Consider the following 19523-nt stretch of genomic DNA (forward strand, 5'->3'; position numbering starts at 1 on the left):
GGCGCCGCCCCCCCCCCCGCCCGCCCCCCCCCCCCCCCCCCCCCCCCCCGCCCCCCCCCCCCCCCCCCCCCCCCCCCCCCCCCCCCCCCCCCCCCCCCCCCCCCCCCCGCGACGGAGTCCCTGCAGCTGAGCCGGCTCTGCGGGCAGGTCCAGCCGCAACGGCGCGGGCAGCAGTCGGAGCGCCACCAGCGCGATGTCGTCCTCCGCGCCCTCCCTCTCCAGCAGGTCGCGGAGGACGCCGTCGACGAGCGCGGGCAGCGGCGCTGCCGTCCGGGCGGTGACCGCGCCGGCCAATCGCGCCAGGCCGTCGTCGAGGCTGGCGCGGCGCCGCTCCACCAGCCCGTCGGTGTACAGCAGGAGCGTCGCTCCGGGCCGCACGGTGGTGGCCGCGTCGCGGCGGGGCCCCGGGTTCGGCAGCCCCAGGACCGGGCCGCTCCCACCGTCGAGGAACATCCCCCGGGGGGTCGCTTCGCCGGGCTCCACCAGCAGCGGTGGCGGGTGGCCGGCGCAGCTGTGGACCAGGCTCCCGGTGGTCGGGTCGAGCAGCAGGCAGGCCACGCTGGCCACCCGGGCGCCGGCGATGTGCTCGGAGTACGTGTCGAGGAGCCGCAGTGCCTCGGCCGGCGGATGGCCGGCGAGCAGCAGGCCGGCCAGGGCGCTGCGCAGCTGGCCCATCACGGCCGCCGCCGCCGCACCGTGACCGACGACGTCACCGACGGCGAGCGCGACGCGGCCGTCGGCCAGCGGCAGCACGTCGTACCAGTCCCCGCCGGCCTGCGTACCGGAGACCGCCGGCAGATACCGGGCCGTGACGGCCAGCCGTTCCACCTGCGGCAGCTCGCCCGGGAGCAGGCTGCGCTGCAGGGTCTCGGCCATCTCCCGGCGGACGTCGGCCAGCGCGGCGCGCTCGAAGGCGAGGGCGGCCTGACCGGCGATGGTCAGCAGCAGCGCCCGCTCCTCGGCGTCGAAGGGGCGCGCGGTCGTGAAGGTGACGCCCAGGGCGCCGAGCAGCCGGTTGCCGACCAGCAGCGGCAACGCCGCCACACCCTCAGTGTGCGGCAGCAGGCTGCCCGCCACCGCGGGGAAGCGCTCGACCACGGCCGCCCGGTCGGCCAGCCACACCGGGCGGCGGGTCAGTGCGGCCTCGGTCAGCGGCAGCCCGGCGTCCAGGCGCATCCTGGCGAACCGCGCCAGCCGCTCGGCCGGGTAGCCGACGATGTCCACCGGGTGCAGCAGTCCCTCGCCGCCGAGCGTGCACACGGCGACCACCGAGGCGCCGAGCACGGTGCGCAGGCCGCTGGTGAGAGCCGAAGCAGCCTCGGCGACCGTGCCGGCCGCCGACAGCGCCACGGTGATCTCGTGCAGCATGCGACGCTGGGTGGTCTGGCGCTCGGCCGCGACCATCGAGGCGATGCGCCACCCGAGATCTTCGGCGAGCGCGACGTCACCGTCGTCGTACCGGGCGGCCTGCCCGCTCGTCAGGGTCAGCAACCCGGCAAGGGTGCCGCCGGTGATCAGCGGAGCCGCCAGCCAGCACCGGCTGCCGAGGCCCTCCAGCACGGCGAGCTGGTCCTCGGTCGAAGTGGCGGCGCGCAGCACCTCGTCGCTCGCCTCGGGCACTGCGAACGCCTGCCCGCTGCGCAACTGCGGCTCGAACTCCTCCGGCACCCGCAAGGACCCCAGTGTTCGCACCGGCCCGGCCACGTCGGCCGGTGCAGCAGCCACGGCCCGGTACCGCTCATCGTCGCCGCGCAGCCACACCGCGGCCCAGTCGCAGAGGTCACCGACGAGCAGGCCCGTGACGGCGGTGAGCCGCTCCGAGACAGTCCCCGGGCCGGCCAGCACCCGGCCGGCCTCGGCCAGTAACGCCGCCGCCTGTTCCCGCCGCCGCTGCTCGGTGACGTCGATCAGCACCGAGTGCATCGCCGTGGGGCGGTCCGCCTCGTCACGGGCGATGTGCTCGAGGTGGTGCAGCCACACCCATCGGCCGTCGGCGGCCCGCACCCGGTAGGACAGCGCGACGTCTCCGTCCTCCGCGAGGGCCCGCCGAATCCGGTCGAGCACCTCCTCGCGGTCCGCCGGGTGCAGGATCCGTTCCCACAGACTCGCCTCGGCCAGCCACGACCCGGCGGGGTAGCCGAGCACCTCCTCGGCCCGGGCGTTGACGAACCAGGACCGACCGGTGAGCGGTTCACGCTCCCACACGATTGCGTTGAGCCCCGCCACCATCGCCCGCAGCCGGGCCGCGCTGCCCTCCGCGGCCCGCCGCGCCGCCTGCGCCGCGGCGGCGTCCCGGCGGGCGGTCTCGGCCTGCCGCCGTTCGGTGATGTCGAGCAGGCTGCCGCGGACCAGCCGACGGCCGGGCGAGGGCAGCCGCATCAGGGTCACCTCGCAGGGCACCGCACCGCCGTCGGCGCGCCGGTGGACCCACTCGAACCGGGGTCGGGCCCCGTCCAGCGCCCGCTGGATGTACTCCCCCGCCGCCGTCTCCGACGACCGGCCGTCCGGTTGGGTCGGCGGGCTCACCTCGACCGGCCCCATCCGCAGCAGCTCGTTGCGGAGCACGCCGAACAACTCCTCGGCCGCGGCGTTCGCCTGGACGAAGCGACCGGCGTCGACGTCGAGGATCACGATCGCGTCCGGCGCGTGCTCGACCAGCGCCAATGCATCCCGGAGCTGGACCAGAGCGTCCTCCAGTTGCGTCCGCGTGCCCTCCAGCTGAGCGCGCAGGTCCGCGGCGACGCTTCCTGCGTGTGAACGCCAGGTGCTCACGACGGCCCGCTCCCCTCGACGTCGGTCAGGCAGCGCCCCCGCCGGCCTCGTCCCGACATGCACAGGAGTCGACAGCGGGCAGGCCGCTGATCGGGAAGCTCCCGCCACTGCCGTCCTGCAGGAGGGTGACCGCGACCTCCGCGGCTGCCGCGACGGCCTCCTCGGGCTGCGCCACCCGGTTGAGTGTCATCGGCAACGGCTGAGCACCGAGCACGCCGCTGCCGGGTGCGACGACGGGATCACGGGGCGGTCGATCGGTGGGCTTCAGACGGTGATGTGTTCATCCGAGTCTGGATCTCGCATCTCTCCTGCGGGCCGGGTCGATCGCGGTCCAGGGATGCCCTCCGGTCTGAGGAGCTGGGCGCACGCGCTGACCGGGGTTGGGCAGCAGACGTCGACCACACCGCGGTGTGAGACCCGACGGCTCTGATCGCACGCTAGACCGCAAGGTCCGCGACCGAGAGGGGCCTCCTCGAGATGTCACACTCTTGTCACATCGCCGGGTTGGGGCGGTCTCGTGCCTGGTGCAGGGCACCGGTGACCACGCACAAGGTGCCTGGCGTTCGGCGTCCGTTCGACCGCCGCGCCGCCTCCCCGGGTGAGCTGCCGGGTACGTCGTTGTCGGCCTGCGACAGGACAGCGCGGATCCGTCCTCGGAGTTGGCGATCGTCGTGGCCCGCGTCCGACGCTTCTACAACGAGAGGGACTCGACCTTGCTGGCGCTCAGGTACGGCTCCCCTTCCCACTCCTCATAGGGTTCCTCGGGCACGTGTGCATCCAGTCGGTCCTCCACGGCCGACACCGCGAAGTCGTCCTGAGGAGTCGCCGCCACGACCACGTCCTGACCGGCCTGCAGATCTGGCAGCGGATCGTCCAGCACGACGAGCAGCGGCGGGACGTCCTCTCCGTCAGGACCGGTGATCGTGAAGGCGATGGATGAGACGACGCGTTCCACGGACGCCTCGAGCGTCACCTCCTGGTGGACGTAGGCCTCCACATCGGTGTGGAAGTCCTCGGTGTAGGGACCGTCGTACGGATCTTCCAGGTCCTCCGGACCGCGGATGTCCGGAGCATCACCGGCCGTCTCGGGCTGCTGGGGATTCTCCGCGCAGGCCGAGAGCGTCGTCGTTGCGGTCACCGCGAAAGCCGTCATTCCGCCGAGTCCGAGACGGCCCAGAGAGCGGGAGGCGGACATGCTGTTCTCCTGACTGGGGTTGCGGGCGTGAGTCGGTTCCGGGCGGCGCGCGTCAGTGGCGAGGCCGGGGCTGGTCTCCGGTCAGAGACGGCAGCCGGTCCTGATCGGCCAGCACGTGCTCTCCCGACGTGGACAGGGTCAGGTCCTCGACGCGGTAGTGGATGGTCTGGGCGGTGATCCAGCCCTCCTCGATGAGATAGGAGTCGACACCGCACCGGACCCGGAAGCGGTCGTCGCCGCCCCGCCACTCGAGCAGGCACATCCGGTCATCGGCCAACACATGGCTGTAGGTGTAGGAACCCTCGGGGCCGATGGCGGCCCACAGCCGGTGTGCTGATCTCCTGACACCCTCGTGGCCCCTGAAGACCGCGCGGGCGGTGAGGACGACGATGTGCGGTGAGTAGTTGTCACGCAGGTCCCGCTCCAGCTCTCCTGCCTTCCGCAGCCGCAGGTGCGCGGCCAGGACGTCCCCGCTGCTCCGGTGCCGCAGGGCGGGATCCCGCATCGTGTCCTCCACGTGGTCCTCCGCCGCCTCCGAGGTCACCGTGGTCACCGCGCGTACGGGGTCTCCGGACCCCGGGGTCCGGCGTCGGGGCTCGGCTTTCGCCCGGGCTCGAAACCCACGTCGGCGAACACCACGTCGACCGGCTCGCCGAAACGCCTGCCGTTCCGCGGGTCGTGACGCATCCAGGACGGCGGCTCGATGTGGACCACCACGGTGTACGGCCCCCCACCGGGGACCGTTGCGTTGAGGCCGTAGTGATGGAGGAACGGGTGCCACAGGAACGGTGCCGGATGGCTGAACAGCTCCCGGTCCCCGTCCAGCACGGTGACCGTGACGTCGAGCCCGGGCACGAACCGGCCGTCGGCTCCGTCAGCGACGGCCACCTCGATGTGGGCGTTCGCCTCTCCCGGCGCTTCGCGCCAGATGAGACGCCCCGAGTCGTCGGGGGCGTACATGCCCTCGGCCTGCTCCGTCACGAGGGCGAGGAGGTAGTGACCGGCGCGCGCGACGGCCGCGCCGTCCTCCTCTGCCATCGCCTGCAGGGCGCTGCCGTAGGCGTCCCCCTGACGCCGGGCGGTGCCCAACTGCCCCGGCTCGGCCTCGTTGCTCTCCCCCATCGGCGGCCGGACCGCCGGGGTCGACCGCTCCAGTACCGCATACCCTGCCGACACGATCCCGCTCCCCTCGCTGGATGACCTCCCACCCGGCTGCCCGGGGCGTCCGGCCGGAAACGACGGCCGGCGGCTTCGTCACGGGAGTGACACATCGAGGTCGGACCACCGACATCCGGCCGCGTCAGGACGGCGGCCACGACCAGCCGGCGTCGTTGACCAGCTCCTGCAGGCGGCGCCGGCGATCGCTCGCTCCGGCCAGCCGCACCGCGGACGGGGCTCCCGGCCGCAGCGGGATGCCGGCGCGCATCAGCGGCGCCAGGGACGGCGGCGGAGGCGGCTCGTCGTCGGGGCGGGATGCCGACGTCCCACCGACCGTCCGGATGTAGCGGTCGATGGCGCGCCGCGCGGGTGCGACGGCGGCCCGCTCCGGCGCGACGGCCGGATCGACCGCGACGTCCAGCAGGAGCAGGGCGTCGTCGAGGACGGCGATCGCCACGGGCGCTGACTCCTCCGGGGAGCGACTGCGGAAGTAGTGCAGCACCGGGTAGGCGAAGTGCTGCTGCACCACGGTCGCCAGCGGGGCGACCAGGCCGACCAGGTGCTGGGTGAATGCCGGGCTGAAGGACCCGCCCGACCACCCGGCGGTCACCAGCTCCGCCGCCGTGGCGCCGAGCGCCCGGATCTGGACGGCGAGCGCCCGGCGGCTGACCACGGCGGACACGACCGACAGCAGGTACGTGATCGCGAGTGTCACGAGCGCGAGCCCGCCGAAGCTGGCGGCCGACGTCACCACCCGCCAGCCCGGGGAGGAGGCGACGACGTCGCCGACGCCGAGGGTGAAGACGGCGAAACCGGCGAAGTACGCGACGTCCGAGGGGGAGGCGGCCACCCCCGTGTCCGCGATCTCGATCGAGCCGCTGCCCAGGAAGACCAGCCACCAGCCGGCCCACGTCGCCAGGACCCAGACGACCACCGTCACCACGAGCAGTGCGGGCCCGGCGTTGGACAGCAGCTTCGACCGGCTCCCGGGCGGCCGCAGCCGCAGCAGCCCGCGCCAGAGCCATCCGACCAGCCGCCGGGTCAGCGGCCCGGCGCCCTCGCCCAGCGTGAGGGTCGTCGTCAGGACGTCGAACAGCACGGCGAGGACCAGGACCACCCCGCCCCCGACGGCGAGAGCGCCGGTCACCTCACTCCCCCAGGGCGGTCACGAGGGTCAGCAGGCCGGCATAGAGAGCCAGCCCGACGAGGAACCAGCGGTAACTGGACCGCCCGGCCGATGGCAGTTCCTCCTTGAAGACGTTGAGCAGGATCGAGCCTCCGAGCAGGGCCGTCAGCAGCGCCACGACCACCGTGCTCGTCGGCGCGAAGAGCGCGTCCAGGCCCCACCCGGCCAGCAGCGCCGCGGCCAGCAGGATCCGGCCGCTGCGAGGGAACCGTCGTGGGTAGTGCTCCTCCAGCGACCGGTCGGTGAGCACGAAGTGCAGGCCCATCGCGATGGCGAAGAGGACGGCGAAGGCGAGCCCGGTCCGCAGGCGCAGGGCCATCGTGTAGGTGATCAGGCCGTTGTAGACCATGAACGAGCCGAGGTGGAGCCAGTAGACGCCGGCCGGCTCCCGCCCGCCGGTGCCGGTCGCCGCGTGTCGTCGGGCCAGCCGGTCCAGCCCGTAGAACGCCGCGAAGCCGGTCAAGGCGACCAGGAAGATGCCGAGGTCGAGCAGGGGCGTGGGTTGCACGACGTCGCCGAGCGCCTCGCCGATGGCCTCGTTGCCCTCCGCCAACTCGGGAAGGAGATGGAGGAAGACGTAGGCCACCGCGAGGCCACCGGCGAACGACCCCGTCACGGCCTCGGGGACGAGCGGCAGTCGGCGGATCCGGGGCGCCGCCACGTGCAAGGCCGCCAGGAGCAAGCTGATGACCAGGGCGCCGAGGACAGAATGTGTCGCCGTCAGCTCTTCGTCCACGCACAACCTCCCGTCGCCACGTCCATCGACGACTTCCCCTTCCCCCGACACCGCCGGCCACTCGGGCGGCGTGTGACGACCGCGTGACAATCGGCCCCGATCCGCGGCGGGGAGCTCCAGCGAGGTACGCACTGGAGCGTGCGACGACCTGCCGACGGAGGACTCCTGGGGCGCACCGCAGAGCGGATCTGGACGTGGCTGCGCAGCTCGCTGTGGCCGCTGCCGGTGCTCGCGATCGTCCTGGCCATCGGACTGGGCATCGGGCTCCCGGCGCTGGACCACCTCCTCCAACAACCCGGTGGCCAACACCCTCTGACGCTGGTCTTCGGCGGCGGACCGTCGGCGGCGCGAGACGTGCTGGCCGCGATCGCCGGATCCCTCATCTCCGTGACCGGGCTGACGTTCTCCTTCACCGTGGTGGCGCTGCAGCTGGCCAGCAGCCAGCACTCGCCGCGGTTCCTGCAGACGTTCGTCACCGACCGGGTGGTCCAGATCGTCCTGGCCCTCCTGGTGGGCACCTTCGTCTACGCCCTCACGGTGCTGCGCACGGTGCGCACCGAGGAGTCGGCCGGACCGGCGTTCGTGCCGCGGCTGTCGGTCACCGTCGGCTTCGTCCTCACCCTGGCCAGCGTCATGGGCCTGGTGCTGTTCCTCGGCCACCTGGCCCGGTCCCTGCGTGTGGAGACCATGCTGCGGGACGTCTCCGACGAGGCGCGGGACACCTACGCGCGGGAGCTGCCGCGCCTGGACGACGACGCCGGCGCCGACGGCCCCCTGCCTTCCGGCCCGGCGACGCACGTCTGCGCGCACCGGAGCGGCTTCGTCACCGACGTGGACGGCGACCGGATCGCCGCCGCGGCCGCGGATGCTGACGTGTCCGTGGTCCTCCAGCCGCGGATCGGTGACTCGGTGGTGGCCGGCACACCGCTCGCCCACGTCCGTCCTACCGGCTTCGATGCGGCGCCCGACCTCGAGGGAGTGGAGCGGGCGCTGCACCAGCACGTGCGCCTGGGCCACGAGCGCAGCCCCGACCGGGACGTCGCCTACAGCCTCCGCAAGGTCGTCGACATCGCCGTTCGCGCCCTCTCCCCCGGGACGAACGACCCGACGACGGCAGCGCACGCCTTGTCCCACGTCTCCGCGCTGCTGGGAGAGCTCGTGACCCACCGGCTGCAGCCGCTGGTCTTCCGGGACCGGGACGGGCGGGTCCGCTTGGTCGTGCCGCAGTGGGACGCCCACGCTCTCGTGCGGCTGGGGCTCGAGGAGCCGCTGCACTTCGTCGAGGGGCAGCCCGCGGTGCTCCGCCGCCTCGCCGGCCTGCTGCGGGAGCTGGCCTGGCGGGCCCCGCGCGGCGCGCTGGACGGGGAACTGGGCGAGTACCTGGAACGCGTCATCTGGCTCGCGGTGGACTCCACCGACGTGAGCGCGGTCGAGACCGAGCGATGGCGGCAGGAGTTCACCGACGCCCTCGCCGGCCGCTGGGCTCCTCCGCTGTGAGGGCCACGCCGCGCTGAGGTCAGCCTTCGGCCCCTCGCACCCCGCGCAGGCTGGACCCGTCGCCCACCTTCGAGACGGGGATGACGCTCAGGGACCCGTCACTCTCCAGGACCACCGCGGCGATCGACGAGACGTCCCCGGAGCCCGACGCCCGCACGGCCTGCCGGATCTCATCCACCGACACCCGCTCGTCCCGCAGGGATGAGGGCAGCACGCAGCCGTCCCGGAGCAGCAGGGTGGGCCGAGAGGTGACCACCTGGCGCAGCCCGGGGCGACGCACCGTTCCCCAGGCCACCACCGACTGCAGCAGTGCCAGGACCAGCAGCGCGACGGCGCCCTCGGCCCATGACACGTCACCGCTGAGGAGGATGGTGGCGAGAGTCGAGCCCAGCGCCACCGTGACGACGAGGTCGAAGGCGTTGAGCTTGGCGAGCGTCCGCTTCCCGGACAGCCGCAGGACCAGCACCACCGTGACGTAGGCACTGGCCCCGATGGCGAGGATGCGGCCCAGGTCGGACCAGGAGTCGAACCACATGCGGCGGGCCTCCTTCAGTGAGTCGGGGTGTCAGCTGCGACTGCGGAGGCGCGCCGGTACAGCACCCGGCCGGGCGAGGACGTGACGCCGTGGACGACGGTGCTGCCCACGACCACCAGGCTGCCGGCAGCCAGCACCACCGGGTCCACGGTCAGGCGCTCGGCCTCCATCGCCAGGTAGAACAGCGCCGAGACGCCGATCGGACCGAACCAGCCCAGGAACAGGGCGTCCGGACGCTGGAGCCGCAGCGGCCGGCGCAGCAGCAGCACGACCGGCAGCCGCCGCCACAGCAGGACCGCCAGCACGAGGGCCGGCCCCCTCCACCCCAGGTCGACCCACGCCGACCACGGCAGGACGACGCCGAGGGCGACGAACAGCGGCAGCACGAGGAAGCGGTTGACCGCCTCGTCGATCGGGACGTCGTCGGTGCGGTCGGGGCCGGTGGCCGCGGCGTTGAAGGCGAGCCCGGCGACGAACACCGCGAGGATCCCGTCGACGTGCACGAGCCCCGCCGCCCCCAGGACGGCGAAGGCGAGCACGGCGGTGAACAGCAGCCGAGGCCCCGTGTCGGTGGAGCCGTGCTCCTCGCCCGCGCGCAGGGCCCGGGCGCCGACCCAGCCGAGGACGACTCCCAGGAGGACGGCGCCGGCCACCTGCCACAGCGACTCGGCGAGGGCCGCCCCGACACTGCCGGCGCCGGCGACGGCGACCGCGATCAGGACCAGCGGCAGGGCCAGGCCGTCGTTGGCGCCGGACTCCAGGGAGAGGACCTGCCGGTCCCGGGCCGGGAGGTCCTCCTCGGCCGGTTCGCCGGTGACCACGCTGGAGGCGAGCACGGGGTCGGTGGGGCAGAGGGCCGCCCCGATCAGCGCCGCGGCGCCCAGCCCGACCCCCAGGATCGCCGCAGCCAGCCCGGCCGTCACCACGGCCATGACCGGCATCGCGACCGCCAGGAGCAGGAGGACCGGGCGCAACCGCGCCCGCGCGTCGCGCACCGGGTAACGCAGGGCCACCGCCATGACGGAGATGGCCAGGAGCAGCCGGGCCGCGGTGTGCAGCCACGTCGTGTCCTCGGTCAGCGGGGCCGGGGTGACCACGCCGAGCAGCTCAGGACCGATGACCACGCCCAGCCCGAGCGCCAGCACCGGCTCGGACACCGGCCACCGGCGCAAGCGGCCGGAGAGGGCGGCCACGACGAGTCCCAGCGCTCCCGCCAAGGCGAGGACGACGTCGATCAGCACTGATCCTCCCCGGTCACAGCTGCGGCCGGACGCCGGCCTCCGCCGCCAGGTCCGCGGGAGCCAGTGGCCCCTCCCCGCGGACGGCGGCCCGCCCGGCGCCATGCCGGCCGAGCGGCAGCACCGTGCGCCGCTCGCTGCCCTCCAGCTCCAGCGCCAGCGCGGCGTACACCGCGAGGGCGCCCAGTGCCAGGCCGACCCAGCCGGCGGCGGACCGCCAGGCGGTCGAGCCGGTGAGCTCGTACGCCCCGGTGACGGCGAACCGGACGCCCGCGAGGCACATGACCGCGGCCGGGACGAGCTTGCTCGCCGCGGCCGCGGCGGCCGGCACCTGCATGGCGATCCCGGCGGTCAGCAGCAGGACGCCGAGGCCCCCGCTCGTGGCCCCGGGCGGCAAGGTCAGTGTCGTCAACGCGACCGTCGCCCAGGTGCCCGTCAGCACGCCCATGCCGGTGGCGGCCACCGGGTCACGGGCCAGGAACCCGACGACGGCCGCGGTGAGCTGCAGCGGGACGGTGGCGGCCAGCGCGACGAGACCGGCGATCCGGCCCTCACTCGGCGGGACCCAGCCGAGCTGGACCGCGGCGAACGCCACGGTCGCCAGGGCCAGGGCGAGGAACCCGAGCGGCAGCGGAGTGGCGACCGGGCGCAGGACGACGCGGGTCTGCGGGTCGCTCATCAACTCACCAGGGCCTGGGTGGCGGACTCCTTGAGCTTGGCGTTGGCCCAGCGCATCTGCCGCAGCGTGTCGGGGTGGCAGCGCTCCGCCAGCGCCAGCAGCTCGCGCTTGCGCGCGCCCTGGGCAGCCTGGGCGAGCAGCTCCCAGTCCAGCGACACCCCGGCGGCCTCCCGGTGGACGTGGCGCAGGTCGGCCAGCAGCAGGAGACCGGGCTCGGGGCGCCGGCCGAGCAGGTCCGAGGTGGCCTGCTGGACCCGCTCCAGGGTCCCCGGCTCGCCCGCCGGCTCCGGATCGAGGTCGAGGCCGAAGTCGGTGCCGATGCGGGCCAGCTCGGTGACGTGCCGGCCGGACCACCGGGCGATGTCGCGAGCGACGTAGAACACCTCGTGGTCGGCCTTGTGCCGGTCGGAGACCGCCAGCAGCACCCGGTGCAGGTGGTTCTCCGAGCGGTGCAGCTCCTCGATCGCCAGGTCGAGCTTCACCGGGCCACCTCCTGTTCGGTCGCGAGCGCGGCCTCGCCGCCGCGGGTCGGCGGCACGTCCCCGGTGACCGGCCGGGAGCCGGTCGTCGTGGGTGCGGGCGCGGGACCGGTGGCCGCCGCGAGCCGGGTGACCGCGGCGGCGGCGGTCTTGAAGATCGGCTGCTTGGAGCAGGCGTCCCAGTCGGTGAGGGTGAGCTCGTTGGCTGCTCTTCCACGCTCACCGTCCGGCTCCCAGCCGCCGGGTTCGTCCCCGTACCCGTAGTGGAACGGCAGGAACAGCACTCCGGGGCGGATGCCGCTGATCCGCAGCCGGCCCTGCACCCGGCCGCGTGGAGTGGTCACCTCCAGCAGGTCGCCCTCGGCCCAGCCACGGTCGGCGGCGTCGGAGGCGGCCATCTCCACCCACACCTCCGGAGCGGCGGCCTGCAGCTGCGGCGCGCGGCCGGTCTTCGTGCGGGTGTGGAAGTGGTACAGCGTCCGGCCGGTGACCAGCTGGAACGGGAACTCCTGGCTGACCAGCTCGTGCGGCGGCAGGTACTCGGCGGCCTTGAGCACCGCCCTGCCCGACGGGTTGAGCGCCCGGTACTCCGTCTCGTCCAGCGGCGCCCCGGTGACCAGGTCCCGGCCGTAGCTCTCGCAGTAGTCCGGTTCGGCCCAGAACCGGCCGTCGGCGTAGATGTGCTCGGTGCCGTCCGGGTGCTGCTCGGTGCAGGGCCACTGGATGCCGCTGCCGCCGCGCAGCTTGTCGTAGCTGAGCCCGGTGTAGTCGCAGGGCCGGCCGCGGGAGCACTCCTTCCAGCCCTCGAAGGCGCCCTCCGGGTCGGACCACTTCACCAGCGGCGCGCCGTCCTTGTCCCGCAGGCCGAGGCGGTGCGCGAAGTCGATGAGGATGTCCAGGTCCGGCCGGGCCTCGCCGGGCGGGTCGACGGCCTTCTCCGACAGGTGCACCGTGCGGTCGACGTTGGTGAAGGTGCCGGTCTTCTCCCCCCAGGTCGCCGCGGGCAGGACGACGTCGGCCAGCTGCGCGGTCTCGGACAGGAAGACGTCCTGCACGACGAGGAACAGCCGCTCCTGGCTCAGCAGCTCGCGCACCCGGCGCAGCTCCGGCAGCGACACCACCGGGTTGGTGGCGGTGACGTAGAAGAACCGGATCGACCCCTCCTCGATGTAGCGCAGCTGCTGCATCACGTGGGTGGGCGGTGAGTAGTGCGGAATGTCCATCGGGTCGACGTTCCACACCCGCGCCAGGTCCTGGACGTGTGACTCGTTGGACCAGTTGCGGAACGCCGGCAGGTCCCCGTCCGCCCCGGCCTCCCGGGTGTTCTGCGCGGTCGGTTGGCCGTTCATCTGCAGGATCCCGCAGCCCGGCCGGCCCAGCATGCCGCGCAGGATGTGCACGTTGTTGACCTGCACGGCGGCCGCGGTGGCCTGGTGCGACTGGTAGAAGCCCTGCAGCACGGTGGAGAGCAGCCGCTCGGCGTGCCCGATGATCCGCGCGGCCTCCCGGATCTGCCCCACCGGGACGTCGCAGACCTCGGCGGCCACCTCGGGGGTGTAGTCGGCCACCCGCTGCTCGAGCTCGGCGAAGCCGACGGCGTGGGCGTCCACGTAGGCCCGGTCGATCCAGCCGTTGCCGACGATCTCGTGCAGCAGGGCGTTCATCAGCATCACGTTCGTCCCCGGCCGCGGCGCCAGGTGCACGGTCGCCGCCCGGGCCACCGGCGTCTCCCGCGGGTCGACGCAGACCACCGCCGGCGGGTTCGGCCCGGCCAGCCGGTCGAGCACCCGGGTCCACAGCACCGTCTGGGTCTCGGCCATGTTGTGCCCGTACAGGCAGATGACGTCCGCGGAGTCGATGTCGGTGTAGGAGCCGGGCTGCCCGTCGCAGGCGAAGGACTCCTTGAGCGCCGCGGCCGCCGTGGCGGTGCACAGCCGGGTGTTGCCGTCGACGTGGTTGGTGCCGATGCCGCCGTGCGCGATCAGCCCGAGGGTGTAGTACTCCTCGAGGAACAGCTGCCCGGTCGTGTAGAACGCGATCGAGCTGGGGCCGAGCTCGTCGAGCAGCTCGCGGCAGCGGCCGGTGACGGCGTCCATCGCGGTGTCCCAGTCGGTCTCCACCAGCTCGCCGTCCCGCCGGACGAGCGGCCGGGTGAGCCGGTCGGGTGAGTTGTTGGCCTGCCACCCGAACAGGTCCTTGGGCCCCAGCCGGCCGTGGTTCACCCGGTCCACTGCCCGGCCGCGGACGCCGACGATCCGGCCGTCCTTCACCGCGATGTCCAGGCCGTCGCCGTTGCTGTGCAGGATCGTCGCCGACTGCACCCACCGGTCCACGTCGTCCTCGGTCAGGCCGTCGGCGAGGTAGGAGTCCACCCGCGTCGGCCAGGTCTCCCCCGGCCCGTACGGCGTCCGCGTCCCCCACGGCTCGGCGATCCGGTCGACCCGGGACATCGGCTGCTCCTCTCCGCACGTCGACCCGCCGTCGCGGGCCCGTGCCCCCCTACCCGCCCGGCCGGGACCAGCGCGGCCGGGCACATGACGAATCCGTGACATCGGGCGGGGCGGCACCGAGCCGGGGTAGGGGCGGGGCGGTCCGTACGCCACACCGACACGAGGAGGGACCCATGACCGTTGCCGGACAGATGCTGGAGAGCTACCCGAAGGACCTCGCCGGGGCCGACCGCCGGGCGCTGCAGGAGTGCATCGAGGCCTGCTACGAGTGCGCCCAGGCCTGCACCGCCTGCGCCGACGCCTGCCTGAGCGAGGACACCGTCGCGGAGCTCACGAAGTGCATCCGCAGCAATCTCGACTGCGCCGACCTCTGTGACGCCACCGGCCGGGTGCTCTCGCGGCACACCGGCTACGACGCGAACCTCACCCGCGCGGTGCTCGAGGCCTGCGCCGCGGCCTGCAAGGCGTGCGGCGACGAGTGCGCGAGCCATGCCGAGATGCACGAGCACTGCCGCATCTGCGCCGAGGCGTGCCGGCGGTGCGAGCAGGCCTGCCGCGATCTGCTCGCCGGCCTGGGCTGAGTGCCGTGGCGGGGCGTTGCGGCCGCGCCGCCCCCGCTGCTCAGGCGCGGAAGTGGAGGGTGCTCACCGCCAGGGCACCGATGCACAGGACGAGGGAGAGGGCGACGACGGCGAGCCAGAAGGGGCCGTCGATGACCGCGTCCACCACCACGACGCTCAGGCACGCGACGAGCAGCAGGAGAACGGGGCCACGCACTGTGCACCTCCGGGGATCGGGAGATCGGCCGGTGGGGGTCGGCGGCGCCGCCGTGGCCGGCGGCCGCCGACCCCGTCCTAGTCCGACCGGGCGTCGGGACAGTTGAGCAGCGCCACGTGCCCGCCGTCGGCCGCGATCCGCCGCTCCAGGGAGTGGAGCGCGCGCAGCCCCGCCTCGTCGGCGTCCAGGACGCCGCCCAGGTCGAGCACGATCCGGACCCAGCCACGATCGCGCAGGGTCTCTATCGTGCCGCTGACCATGTCGGCGGCCCGTTCGTCCAGCCGGCCGCTGGCGCGGATGCAGCCGGTACGTCGGTCGATGGCCTCGGTGAACGAGCAATCACCCCCCGATGACGGGCTGCGTTCGGGGCCGGTGGTGTGTGCCATCCGGCCGCTGGTCTGTGCCATCCGAGAGCCTCCGTCGCCCGGTCGGCCGGCCGGTCGGGTCAGCACCGGAGCCGGTCGGCATCCAGGTTCACCGGTCCGCCGGTGCCGGAGAAGGCCCTGAGCCGAAGCGTCATGAACTCGTCTCAGTCGAGGTCCACCCGGAGCCTGGTGGGGCCGTGCGCGCGGTACCCACGGGGAACCGGTGCTGCGGAACCGTGACGGGTTCGCGACGACCTGACGACATCCGCCCTCGCCTCCAGTCCCCCGGGGCACAGCCGAAGGAGGACCCGCGGTGTGCCGCGGGTCGACACGACGAGCCAGGAGCGACCACCATGACGACGCCTCGGCTGCCGGGCACCGTTCCGGATGCCCGCTCACCGATCGTGACGACCCAAGATCTCCTCACCGAGGCCTGGCGCCCCGGAACCGCCGAACCGGTCGCCATCCACGTGCGGCCGGAGGTGCTCGCCCGGTTCCGTGCGCACACCGCCGTCGACCGGTCCTCCGCCGCCTGGGGGGACGACTCGCGTTCGCCCGCGGCACGCATCTCCCTCGTGGTCGACGACGACATCCCCGCCGCACCCGGATACGAGATCCACCGTGCTTCGCCGCACGCCACGCGACGATCGGCCTGACCCGCCGGGCGATGCCGGGTCGAGACCGACGTCGTCCAGTGCGGCGGGTCGTCCCGGTGTCGCGGGTGGCAGCGCCGTCCCGGCGTGGACGGTGCGGACCCTGGCCCGCTGCGCAGCGGTGCTGGCGCTCGCCGCCGTGGCGTGGCTGGCCGTGTCGCTCCTCCTCTGGCTGCCCTTCCTCACCCTCAGCGTCGCCCTGGCCCTCATGGTCACGGCCGCGGCCGGCCCGGTCTCGCAGCGGCTGCGACGCGCGGGGCTGCCACCCGCCTGGTCGGCCCTGCTCCCCGTCCTGCTGCTGCTCGCGACCCTGACGGGGGTCGGATTCCTCCTGGGGTTCCGTGCCACAGCCGCGCTGCAGGACCTGACCCGGCCGGTGGCCGCAGGCCTCGACCGCATCCGGGTCTGGCTGGTCGAGGGACCGCTGGGGCTGCACCCTGCGCAGGTCGCCGATCTGCGCAACCGGCTCGTCACCTGGCTGTACGAGGCCACCCCGGGCCCGGCGGACGGCGCCCGTACCGCCCTCTACGCCGCCAGCGGCCTGATCCTCGTGCTGTTCCTCGTCTTCTTCCTGCTCAAGGACGGCGAGCGGATGTGGGCCTGGTTCCTCGCCCGGGTGCCAGGAGCCCGGCGCGCACAGCTCGACGGCGCCGGCCGGGCCGCGTGGTCCACCCTGACCCGCTACACCGGCGGCCTCGTCGTCGTGGCCCTCATAGACGCGATCGGGATCGGCCTCGCGCTCCTGCTGCTGGGCGTGCCGTTCTGGTTGTCCCTGACCCTGCTGACCTTCCTCGGGGCGTTCGTCCCCCTGTTCGGGGCCACGGTCAGCGGTGCGGTCGCCGTCCTCGTCACCCTCGTGACCGACGGCGTCACCGACGCGCTGATCGTGCTGGTGGTCGTCCTGGTGGTCCAGCAGGTGGAGGGCAACGTGCTGCAGCCGCTCATCATGCGCAAGGCCGTCCACCTGCACCCGGTCGTGACCCTGGTCGCCGTCACGGCCGGGACGCTGGCGCTGGGCCTCCCGGGCGCCCTCCTGACGGTCCCCGTGGTGGCCGTGGGCTACCGGGTGGGCGAGCACCTGCGGACCCACCCGGTGTCCCCGCCGCCACCGGCGCCGGCCGAGGGGCCCCCACCCGACGGCCGGCCGGGGCTCAGCCCAGCGACGCCGTGAGCGTGACGGTGTCCTCGGTGACCGTCGAGCAGGCGAGCGTCAGCGGGCCGGCGGAGACGTCCTCACCCTGACCGCAGGACAGGTCCCGGTCCCCGACCCGGAGGGTGGCCCGGCCGTTCTCCACGCCTCCGAGCACGATCTGCGTACCGAGGATGTCAGCCTCCGCACCCTCCCCGGACAGGGTCACCGAGCAGGAGTTCCCCGAGCAGTCGACGTCGGGGTCCGTGTCGCCGCCCTGCCCCGCGGTCGCGGTCGGGTCCTGCGGCTCGGTCGTGTCACCGGCGTCACCGCTCCCGCTCGTCTCGTCCGCGGGCGCGCTCTCCGTGGCGGTGACCTCAGGGGACGCGTCGACGTCCCCGGACTCAGTGTCGCCGCTGCAGGCGGCGAGCGGGGTCAGCAGCAGGGCGCCGGCGAACAGGCCCGAGGAGAGCCGCCGGGAGCGTGCGGTCCTGGTCTCCATGTTCCGACGGTAGGGGCGGGGAAAGGGGCAGCACCCCCGTGGCAGGCAACTGTCATCGGGCTGTAACGCGCCGGACGGGGCCCACCGTCACAGCCGGCGGGTCGAGCACGCCGGTCTGCTCCTGCACCGCGCGGGACAGCACCGACCCCGCTCCCCAGCGGGCGAGCCGGTCGGCGCCCCAGAGGAGCAGGACCGTGCCCAGCACGACGGTCAGCGCCAGAGCGACGGTCCGCCCGCGGCCGGCCGCCGGCGGGACGGAGGGCGCCGAGCCGGGGGCCGGTGAGCTCGCGCCCGGCTCACCCACCGCGTCCCCCACCGGCTGAGGGGGGCATCCCCTCAGGCCGCCCTGGGCACGCCTCCGCCGGCGCGGCTCCGCACCCCGGCACGGCTTGCCGGCGCCGAGGCGACGGGCGCCACGGGGACCGCCGCCGAGGTGACCAGCCGCAGCCTGGCCGGCTGCTCGGCGGGTGCCGCCGGCTCTCGGTGGCGCGCCAGATAGGTGCCCACCCCGGTCCCCCCCACGAGCAGGAGCCCGCCGATGGCGACGAGGGTGAGGGGGAACAGGCCCGGAACGACGGCACCCGTGATCGCGGCGCCGAGACAGAGAACGAGGAGCGGGACGACGAGTCGGGCCATGGTGTGCTCCCGAGGATCGGGGACCGCGGACGCCGATCGCTGCGCGATCCGGCCACTGCGGTTCGGCTGAGGTGGATCACCCGCCCGTTCGGTGCGGCGCCCCGGGAAGACCGGTCGAGGACCAGTGAGGCGGGGCGGGTGCCGTGCGCCCACGGCAACGGACCACTGCGGACCCGGAAGGACCCCCATCGCCCGGGGGAGGGCGACCCTCCCGCGGCCGGTGTGGGCCGGTTCCGTGGACGCCTCCCACCATGCCCCGCCGACATTGCATCGCCCCCGCGACGGTCTTGCGATCCGGTGACGAACCCGGCTGCCGCCGGACCACGGTGCCGCGGGCTCCGGTCCGGGCGGCTGTGCCGCCGGTCGAGGGACGAGGTTACGGCTCCGTGACAGGTCCCCTTGCCGGCGTCGGGCGACGCGGCGAGCCGGGCATGGAGCGGGTGACCGTCCGTGTCCTCCCGGCCGGCGGGTCCGGCCCGTCGCCGAACGGCCGGCACGCCGGCCGGCCGGGAGCGATGCCGCCCCGAACCGACTCCAGGGAGCAGAGATGACCGACCGCCCGACGCTGCCTCGACCCTCCCGCCGGCTGGCCGCCGCGCTCGTCGGGGCCGCACTCGTCCTCGGGGCCTGCGGCGAGGACGAGGACAACCCGCTGCAGGACGACGAACGGGAGGTGCAGGGCGGCGCCGTCGGCCCCGACGTCATGGTGACGGAGGACCTCGACCTGCTGCAGGTGCAGCTGGAGTACCCCCTCGACGGCGTGTACGAGGAGGGCGAGGACGCCCGGCTGTTCTTCGCCGTCGCCAACACCGGTACCGAGCCGGCCACCCTGACCGACATCAGCGGCCCGGACTTCTCCGGCGTCGAGGTGGAGACGTCCGACGGCCAGGGCCTGCCGCTGCAGGTCGACGCCGACGACAACCTCTACGTCGGCGCCGAGGGCCCCCCGAACGTGACCCTGCTCGGCCTCCAAGAGTCCCTGCGCTCCTCGGAGTCGATCCCGGTCACCTTCACGTTCGCCGAGGCCAGGGATGTGACCGTCGACGTCATGGTCTCCGCGGAGGGGCAGACGCCGTCCCCGCCCTTCGACTTCCCCGACAGCGACGCCGACCAGGACCCGACCGGGGACGGCACACCGGTCCCCTCGCCTCCGGACCGCGTCGAGGGTGGGGACCAGGACCCCGACGGCGTCGACCCCGGGACCGGGGGCATCGACGACGACGACAACACCGCGGGCGATCCAGCGGGCGACCAGGGTGAGGGCTGACCGCGAGCGGGCGACGGCACCCTGTCCCGACGGCACGGCGCTGCCGTCGGCACCCACGCGTCGTCCTGCTGGACGAGCGCGCTGCCGACCGGGAGGCGACGAGCGGGAAGGCCGCCGCGCTGGCCGCGGCGGTCCGGGCCGGGCCACCCAGTCGTGCCGGGGGTCGTGGTCACCACCGCGCCGTCGTCGCCGCGCAGCCACACCGCGGCCCAGTCGCAGAGGGCGGACACGAGCAGGCTGCCGCACGGCCTCGGCGACTCCGGATGACC

22 protein-coding genes are annotated in these 19523 nt (G+C 74.1%); 5 read left to right on the forward strand and 17 right to left on the reverse strand.

Annotation, left to right across the window (positions count from 1 at the left end):
- The 7 genes from ACI784_RS22050 to ACI784_RS22080 form a co-directional block, all read right to left on the reverse strand.
- Positions 1-2772 (reverse strand): SpoIIE family protein phosphatase (locus tag ACI784_RS22050; RefSeq protein ID WP_457014911.1); only part of this gene is annotated, 2772 nt, incomplete at its 3' end.
- A 25-nt stretch (positions 2773-2797) separates the two neighbouring features.
- Positions 2798-2947, reverse strand: coding sequence for a hypothetical protein (locus ACI784_RS22055; RefSeq protein ID WP_457014912.1), 150 nt, complete (start codon positions 2945-2947; stop codon positions 2798-2800).
- Positions 2948-3463: 516 nt separating this feature from the next.
- Positions 3464-3967, reverse strand: coding sequence for a hypothetical protein (locus ACI784_RS22060; protein WP_457014913.1), 504 nt, complete (start codon positions 3965-3967; stop codon positions 3464-3466).
- 52 nt (positions 3968-4019) lie between these two features.
- On the reverse strand, positions 4020-4520 hold the full coding sequence (locus tag ACI784_RS22065) for a hypothetical protein (RefSeq protein ID WP_457014914.1): 501 nt from the start codon (positions 4518-4520) through the stop codon (positions 4020-4022).
- Positions 4517-5143 (reverse strand): iron transporter, encoded by a 627-nt coding sequence (locus ACI784_RS22070; protein ID WP_457014915.1) that lies wholly within the window; start codon positions 5141-5143, stop codon positions 4517-4519. The genes ACI784_RS22065 and ACI784_RS22070 overlap by 4 nt, the downstream gene beginning before the upstream one ends.
- 124 nt (positions 5144-5267) lie before the next feature.
- Positions 5268-6272 (reverse strand): ion channel, encoded by a 1005-nt coding sequence (locus ACI784_RS22075; RefSeq protein ID WP_457014916.1) that lies wholly within the window; start codon positions 6270-6272, stop codon positions 5268-5270.
- Between the two features lies 1 nt (position 6273).
- The gene (locus ACI784_RS22080; RefSeq protein ID WP_457014917.1) at positions 6274-7047 is read right to left on the reverse strand and encodes a hypothetical protein; all 774 of its coding nucleotides are present in this window, start codon (positions 7045-7047) and stop codon (positions 6274-6276) included.
- Between the two features lie 138 nt (positions 7048-7185).
- On the opposite strand from ACI784_RS22080, the gene ACI784_RS22085 reads away from it, so the two are divergent.
- Positions 7186-8544 carry a DUF2254 domain-containing protein gene (locus ACI784_RS22085; protein ID WP_457014918.1) on the forward strand — a complete coding sequence of 453 codons (1359 nt, stop codon included), beginning with the start codon at positions 7186-7188 and terminating at the stop codon, positions 8542-8544.
- A 19-nt stretch (positions 8545-8563) separates the two neighbouring features.
- On the opposite strand, the gene ACI784_RS22090 is transcribed toward ACI784_RS22085, so the two are convergent.
- The 5 genes from ACI784_RS22090 to ACI784_RS22110 are packed head-to-tail and all read right to left on the reverse strand — an operon-like array spanning position 8564 to position 13925.
- Positions 8564-9079 (reverse strand): DUF421 domain-containing protein, encoded by a 516-nt coding sequence (locus tag ACI784_RS22090; protein ID WP_457014919.1) that lies wholly within the window; start codon positions 9077-9079, stop codon positions 8564-8566.
- 14 nt (positions 9080-9093) lie between these two features.
- Positions 9094-10320 (reverse strand): cation:proton antiporter domain-containing protein, encoded by a 1227-nt coding sequence (locus tag ACI784_RS22095; RefSeq protein ID WP_457014921.1) that lies wholly within the window; start codon positions 10318-10320, stop codon positions 9094-9096.
- A 13-nt stretch (positions 10321-10333) separates the two neighbouring features.
- Positions 10334-10996 carry a hypothetical protein gene (locus ACI784_RS22100; RefSeq protein ID WP_457014922.1) on the reverse strand — a complete coding sequence of 221 codons (663 nt, stop codon included), beginning with the start codon at positions 10994-10996 and terminating at the stop codon, positions 10334-10336.
- Positions 10996-11478 (reverse strand): hypothetical protein, encoded by a 483-nt coding sequence (locus tag ACI784_RS22105; protein WP_457014923.1) that lies wholly within the window; start codon positions 11476-11478, stop codon positions 10996-10998. The genes ACI784_RS22100 and ACI784_RS22105 overlap by 1 nt, the downstream gene beginning before the upstream one ends.
- Positions 11475-13925, reverse strand: a complete 2451-nt coding sequence (locus ACI784_RS22110) for a molybdopterin oxidoreductase family protein (RefSeq protein ID WP_457014924.1) — start codon at positions 13923-13925, stop codon at positions 11475-11477. The genes ACI784_RS22105 and ACI784_RS22110 overlap by 4 nt, the downstream gene beginning before the upstream one ends.
- Positions 13926-14098: 173 nt before the next feature.
- Here ACI784_RS22110 and ACI784_RS22115 point away from each other — a divergent pair, with 173 nt between their 5' ends.
- Entirely contained in the window at positions 14099-14506 is a 408-nt protein-coding gene (locus tag ACI784_RS22115; protein ID WP_457014925.1) for a four-helix bundle copper-binding protein, read from the forward strand.
- Positions 14507-14546: 40 nt separating this feature from the next.
- On the opposite strand, the gene ACI784_RS22120 is transcribed toward ACI784_RS22115, so the two are convergent.
- Positions 14547-14702, reverse strand: a complete 156-nt coding sequence (locus tag ACI784_RS22120) for a hypothetical protein (protein WP_457014926.1) — start codon at positions 14700-14702, stop codon at positions 14547-14549.
- Between the two features lie 77 nt (positions 14703-14779).
- Positions 14780-15109, reverse strand: a complete 330-nt coding sequence (locus ACI784_RS22125; protein ID WP_457014927.1) for an STAS domain-containing protein — start codon at positions 15107-15109, stop codon at positions 14780-14782.
- Between the two features lie 311 nt (positions 15110-15420).
- Between ACI784_RS22125 and ACI784_RS22130 the strand changes: the two genes are divergently transcribed.
- Both ACI784_RS22130 and ACI784_RS22135 read left to right on the forward strand, forming a co-directional pair.
- Complete coding sequence (locus ACI784_RS22130; protein ID WP_457014928.1) at positions 15421-15723, forward strand: hypothetical protein; 303 nt, start codon at positions 15421-15423, stop codon at positions 15721-15723.
- Positions 15724-15814: 91 nt separating this feature from the next.
- Positions 15815-16891, forward strand: a complete 1077-nt coding sequence (locus ACI784_RS22135) for an AI-2E family transporter (RefSeq protein ID WP_457014929.1) — start codon at positions 15815-15817, stop codon at positions 16889-16891.
- Here ACI784_RS22135 and ACI784_RS22140 read toward each other — a convergent pair.
- Genes ACI784_RS22140 through ACI784_RS22150 form a run of 3 tightly spaced genes read right to left on the reverse strand, consistent with a single transcriptional unit; the run spans position 16872 to position 17987 of the window.
- Positions 16872-17351, reverse strand: a complete 480-nt coding sequence (locus ACI784_RS22140; protein WP_457014930.1) for a hypothetical protein — start codon at positions 17349-17351, stop codon at positions 16872-16874. The two genes, ACI784_RS22135 and ACI784_RS22140, sit on opposite strands and share 20 nt — an antisense overlap.
- A 52-nt stretch (positions 17352-17403) precedes the next feature.
- Positions 17404-17655, reverse strand: coding sequence for a hypothetical protein (locus tag ACI784_RS22145; RefSeq protein WP_457014931.1), 252 nt, complete (start codon positions 17653-17655; stop codon positions 17404-17406).
- 32 nt (positions 17656-17687) lie between these two features.
- Positions 17688-17987, reverse strand: a complete 300-nt coding sequence (locus ACI784_RS22150) for a hypothetical protein (RefSeq protein WP_457014932.1) — start codon at positions 17985-17987, stop codon at positions 17688-17690.
- A 547-nt stretch (positions 17988-18534) separates the two neighbouring features.
- Between ACI784_RS22150 and ACI784_RS22155 the strand changes: the two genes are divergently transcribed.
- Complete coding sequence (locus tag ACI784_RS22155; protein ID WP_457014933.1) at positions 18535-19254, forward strand: hypothetical protein; 720 nt, start codon at positions 18535-18537, stop codon at positions 19252-19254.
- Positions 19255-19523: the final 269 nt, after the last annotated feature.

Source organism: Geodermatophilus sp. SYSU D01186, assembly GCF_054050215.1.

Excerpts from the sequence above, each read along its gene's own strand:
- ACI784_RS22060 (WP_457014913.1), bottom strand. The coding sequence starts at position 3,967 with ATGTCCGCCTCCCGCTCTCTGGGCCGTCTCGGACTCGGCGGAATGACG.
- ACI784_RS22090 (WP_457014919.1), bottom strand. The coding sequence starts at position 9,079 with ATGTGGTTCGACTCCTGGTCCGACCTGGGCCGCATCCTCGCCATCGGG.
- ACI784_RS22100 (WP_457014922.1), bottom strand. The coding sequence starts at position 10,996 with ATGAGCGACCCGCAGACCCGCGTCGTCCTGCGCCCGGTCGCCACTCCG.
- ACI784_RS22110 (WP_457014924.1), bottom strand. The coding sequence starts at position 13,925 with ATGTCCCGGGTCGACCGGATCGCCGAGCCGTGGGGGACGCGGACGCCG.
- ACI784_RS22115 (WP_457014925.1), top strand. The coding sequence starts at position 14,099 with ATGACCGTTGCCGGACAGATGCTGGAGAGCTACCCGAAGGACCTCGCC.
- ACI784_RS22125 (WP_457014927.1), bottom strand. The coding sequence starts at position 15,109 with ATGGCACAGACCAGCGGCCGGATGGCACACACCACCGGCCCCGAACGC.
- ACI784_RS22130 (WP_457014928.1), top strand. The coding sequence starts at position 15,421 with ATGACGACGCCTCGGCTGCCGGGCACCGTTCCGGATGCCCGCTCACCG.
- ACI784_RS22140 (WP_457014930.1), bottom strand. The coding sequence starts at position 17,351 with ATGGAGACCAGGACCGCACGCTCCCGGCGGCTCTCCTCGGGCCTGTTC.
- ACI784_RS22150 (WP_457014932.1), bottom strand. The coding sequence starts at position 17,987 with ATGGCCCGACTCGTCGTCCCGCTCCTCGTTCTCTGTCTCGGCGCCGCG.
- ACI784_RS22155 (WP_457014933.1), top strand. The coding sequence starts at position 18,535 with ATGACCGACCGCCCGACGCTGCCTCGACCCTCCCGCCGGCTGGCCGCC.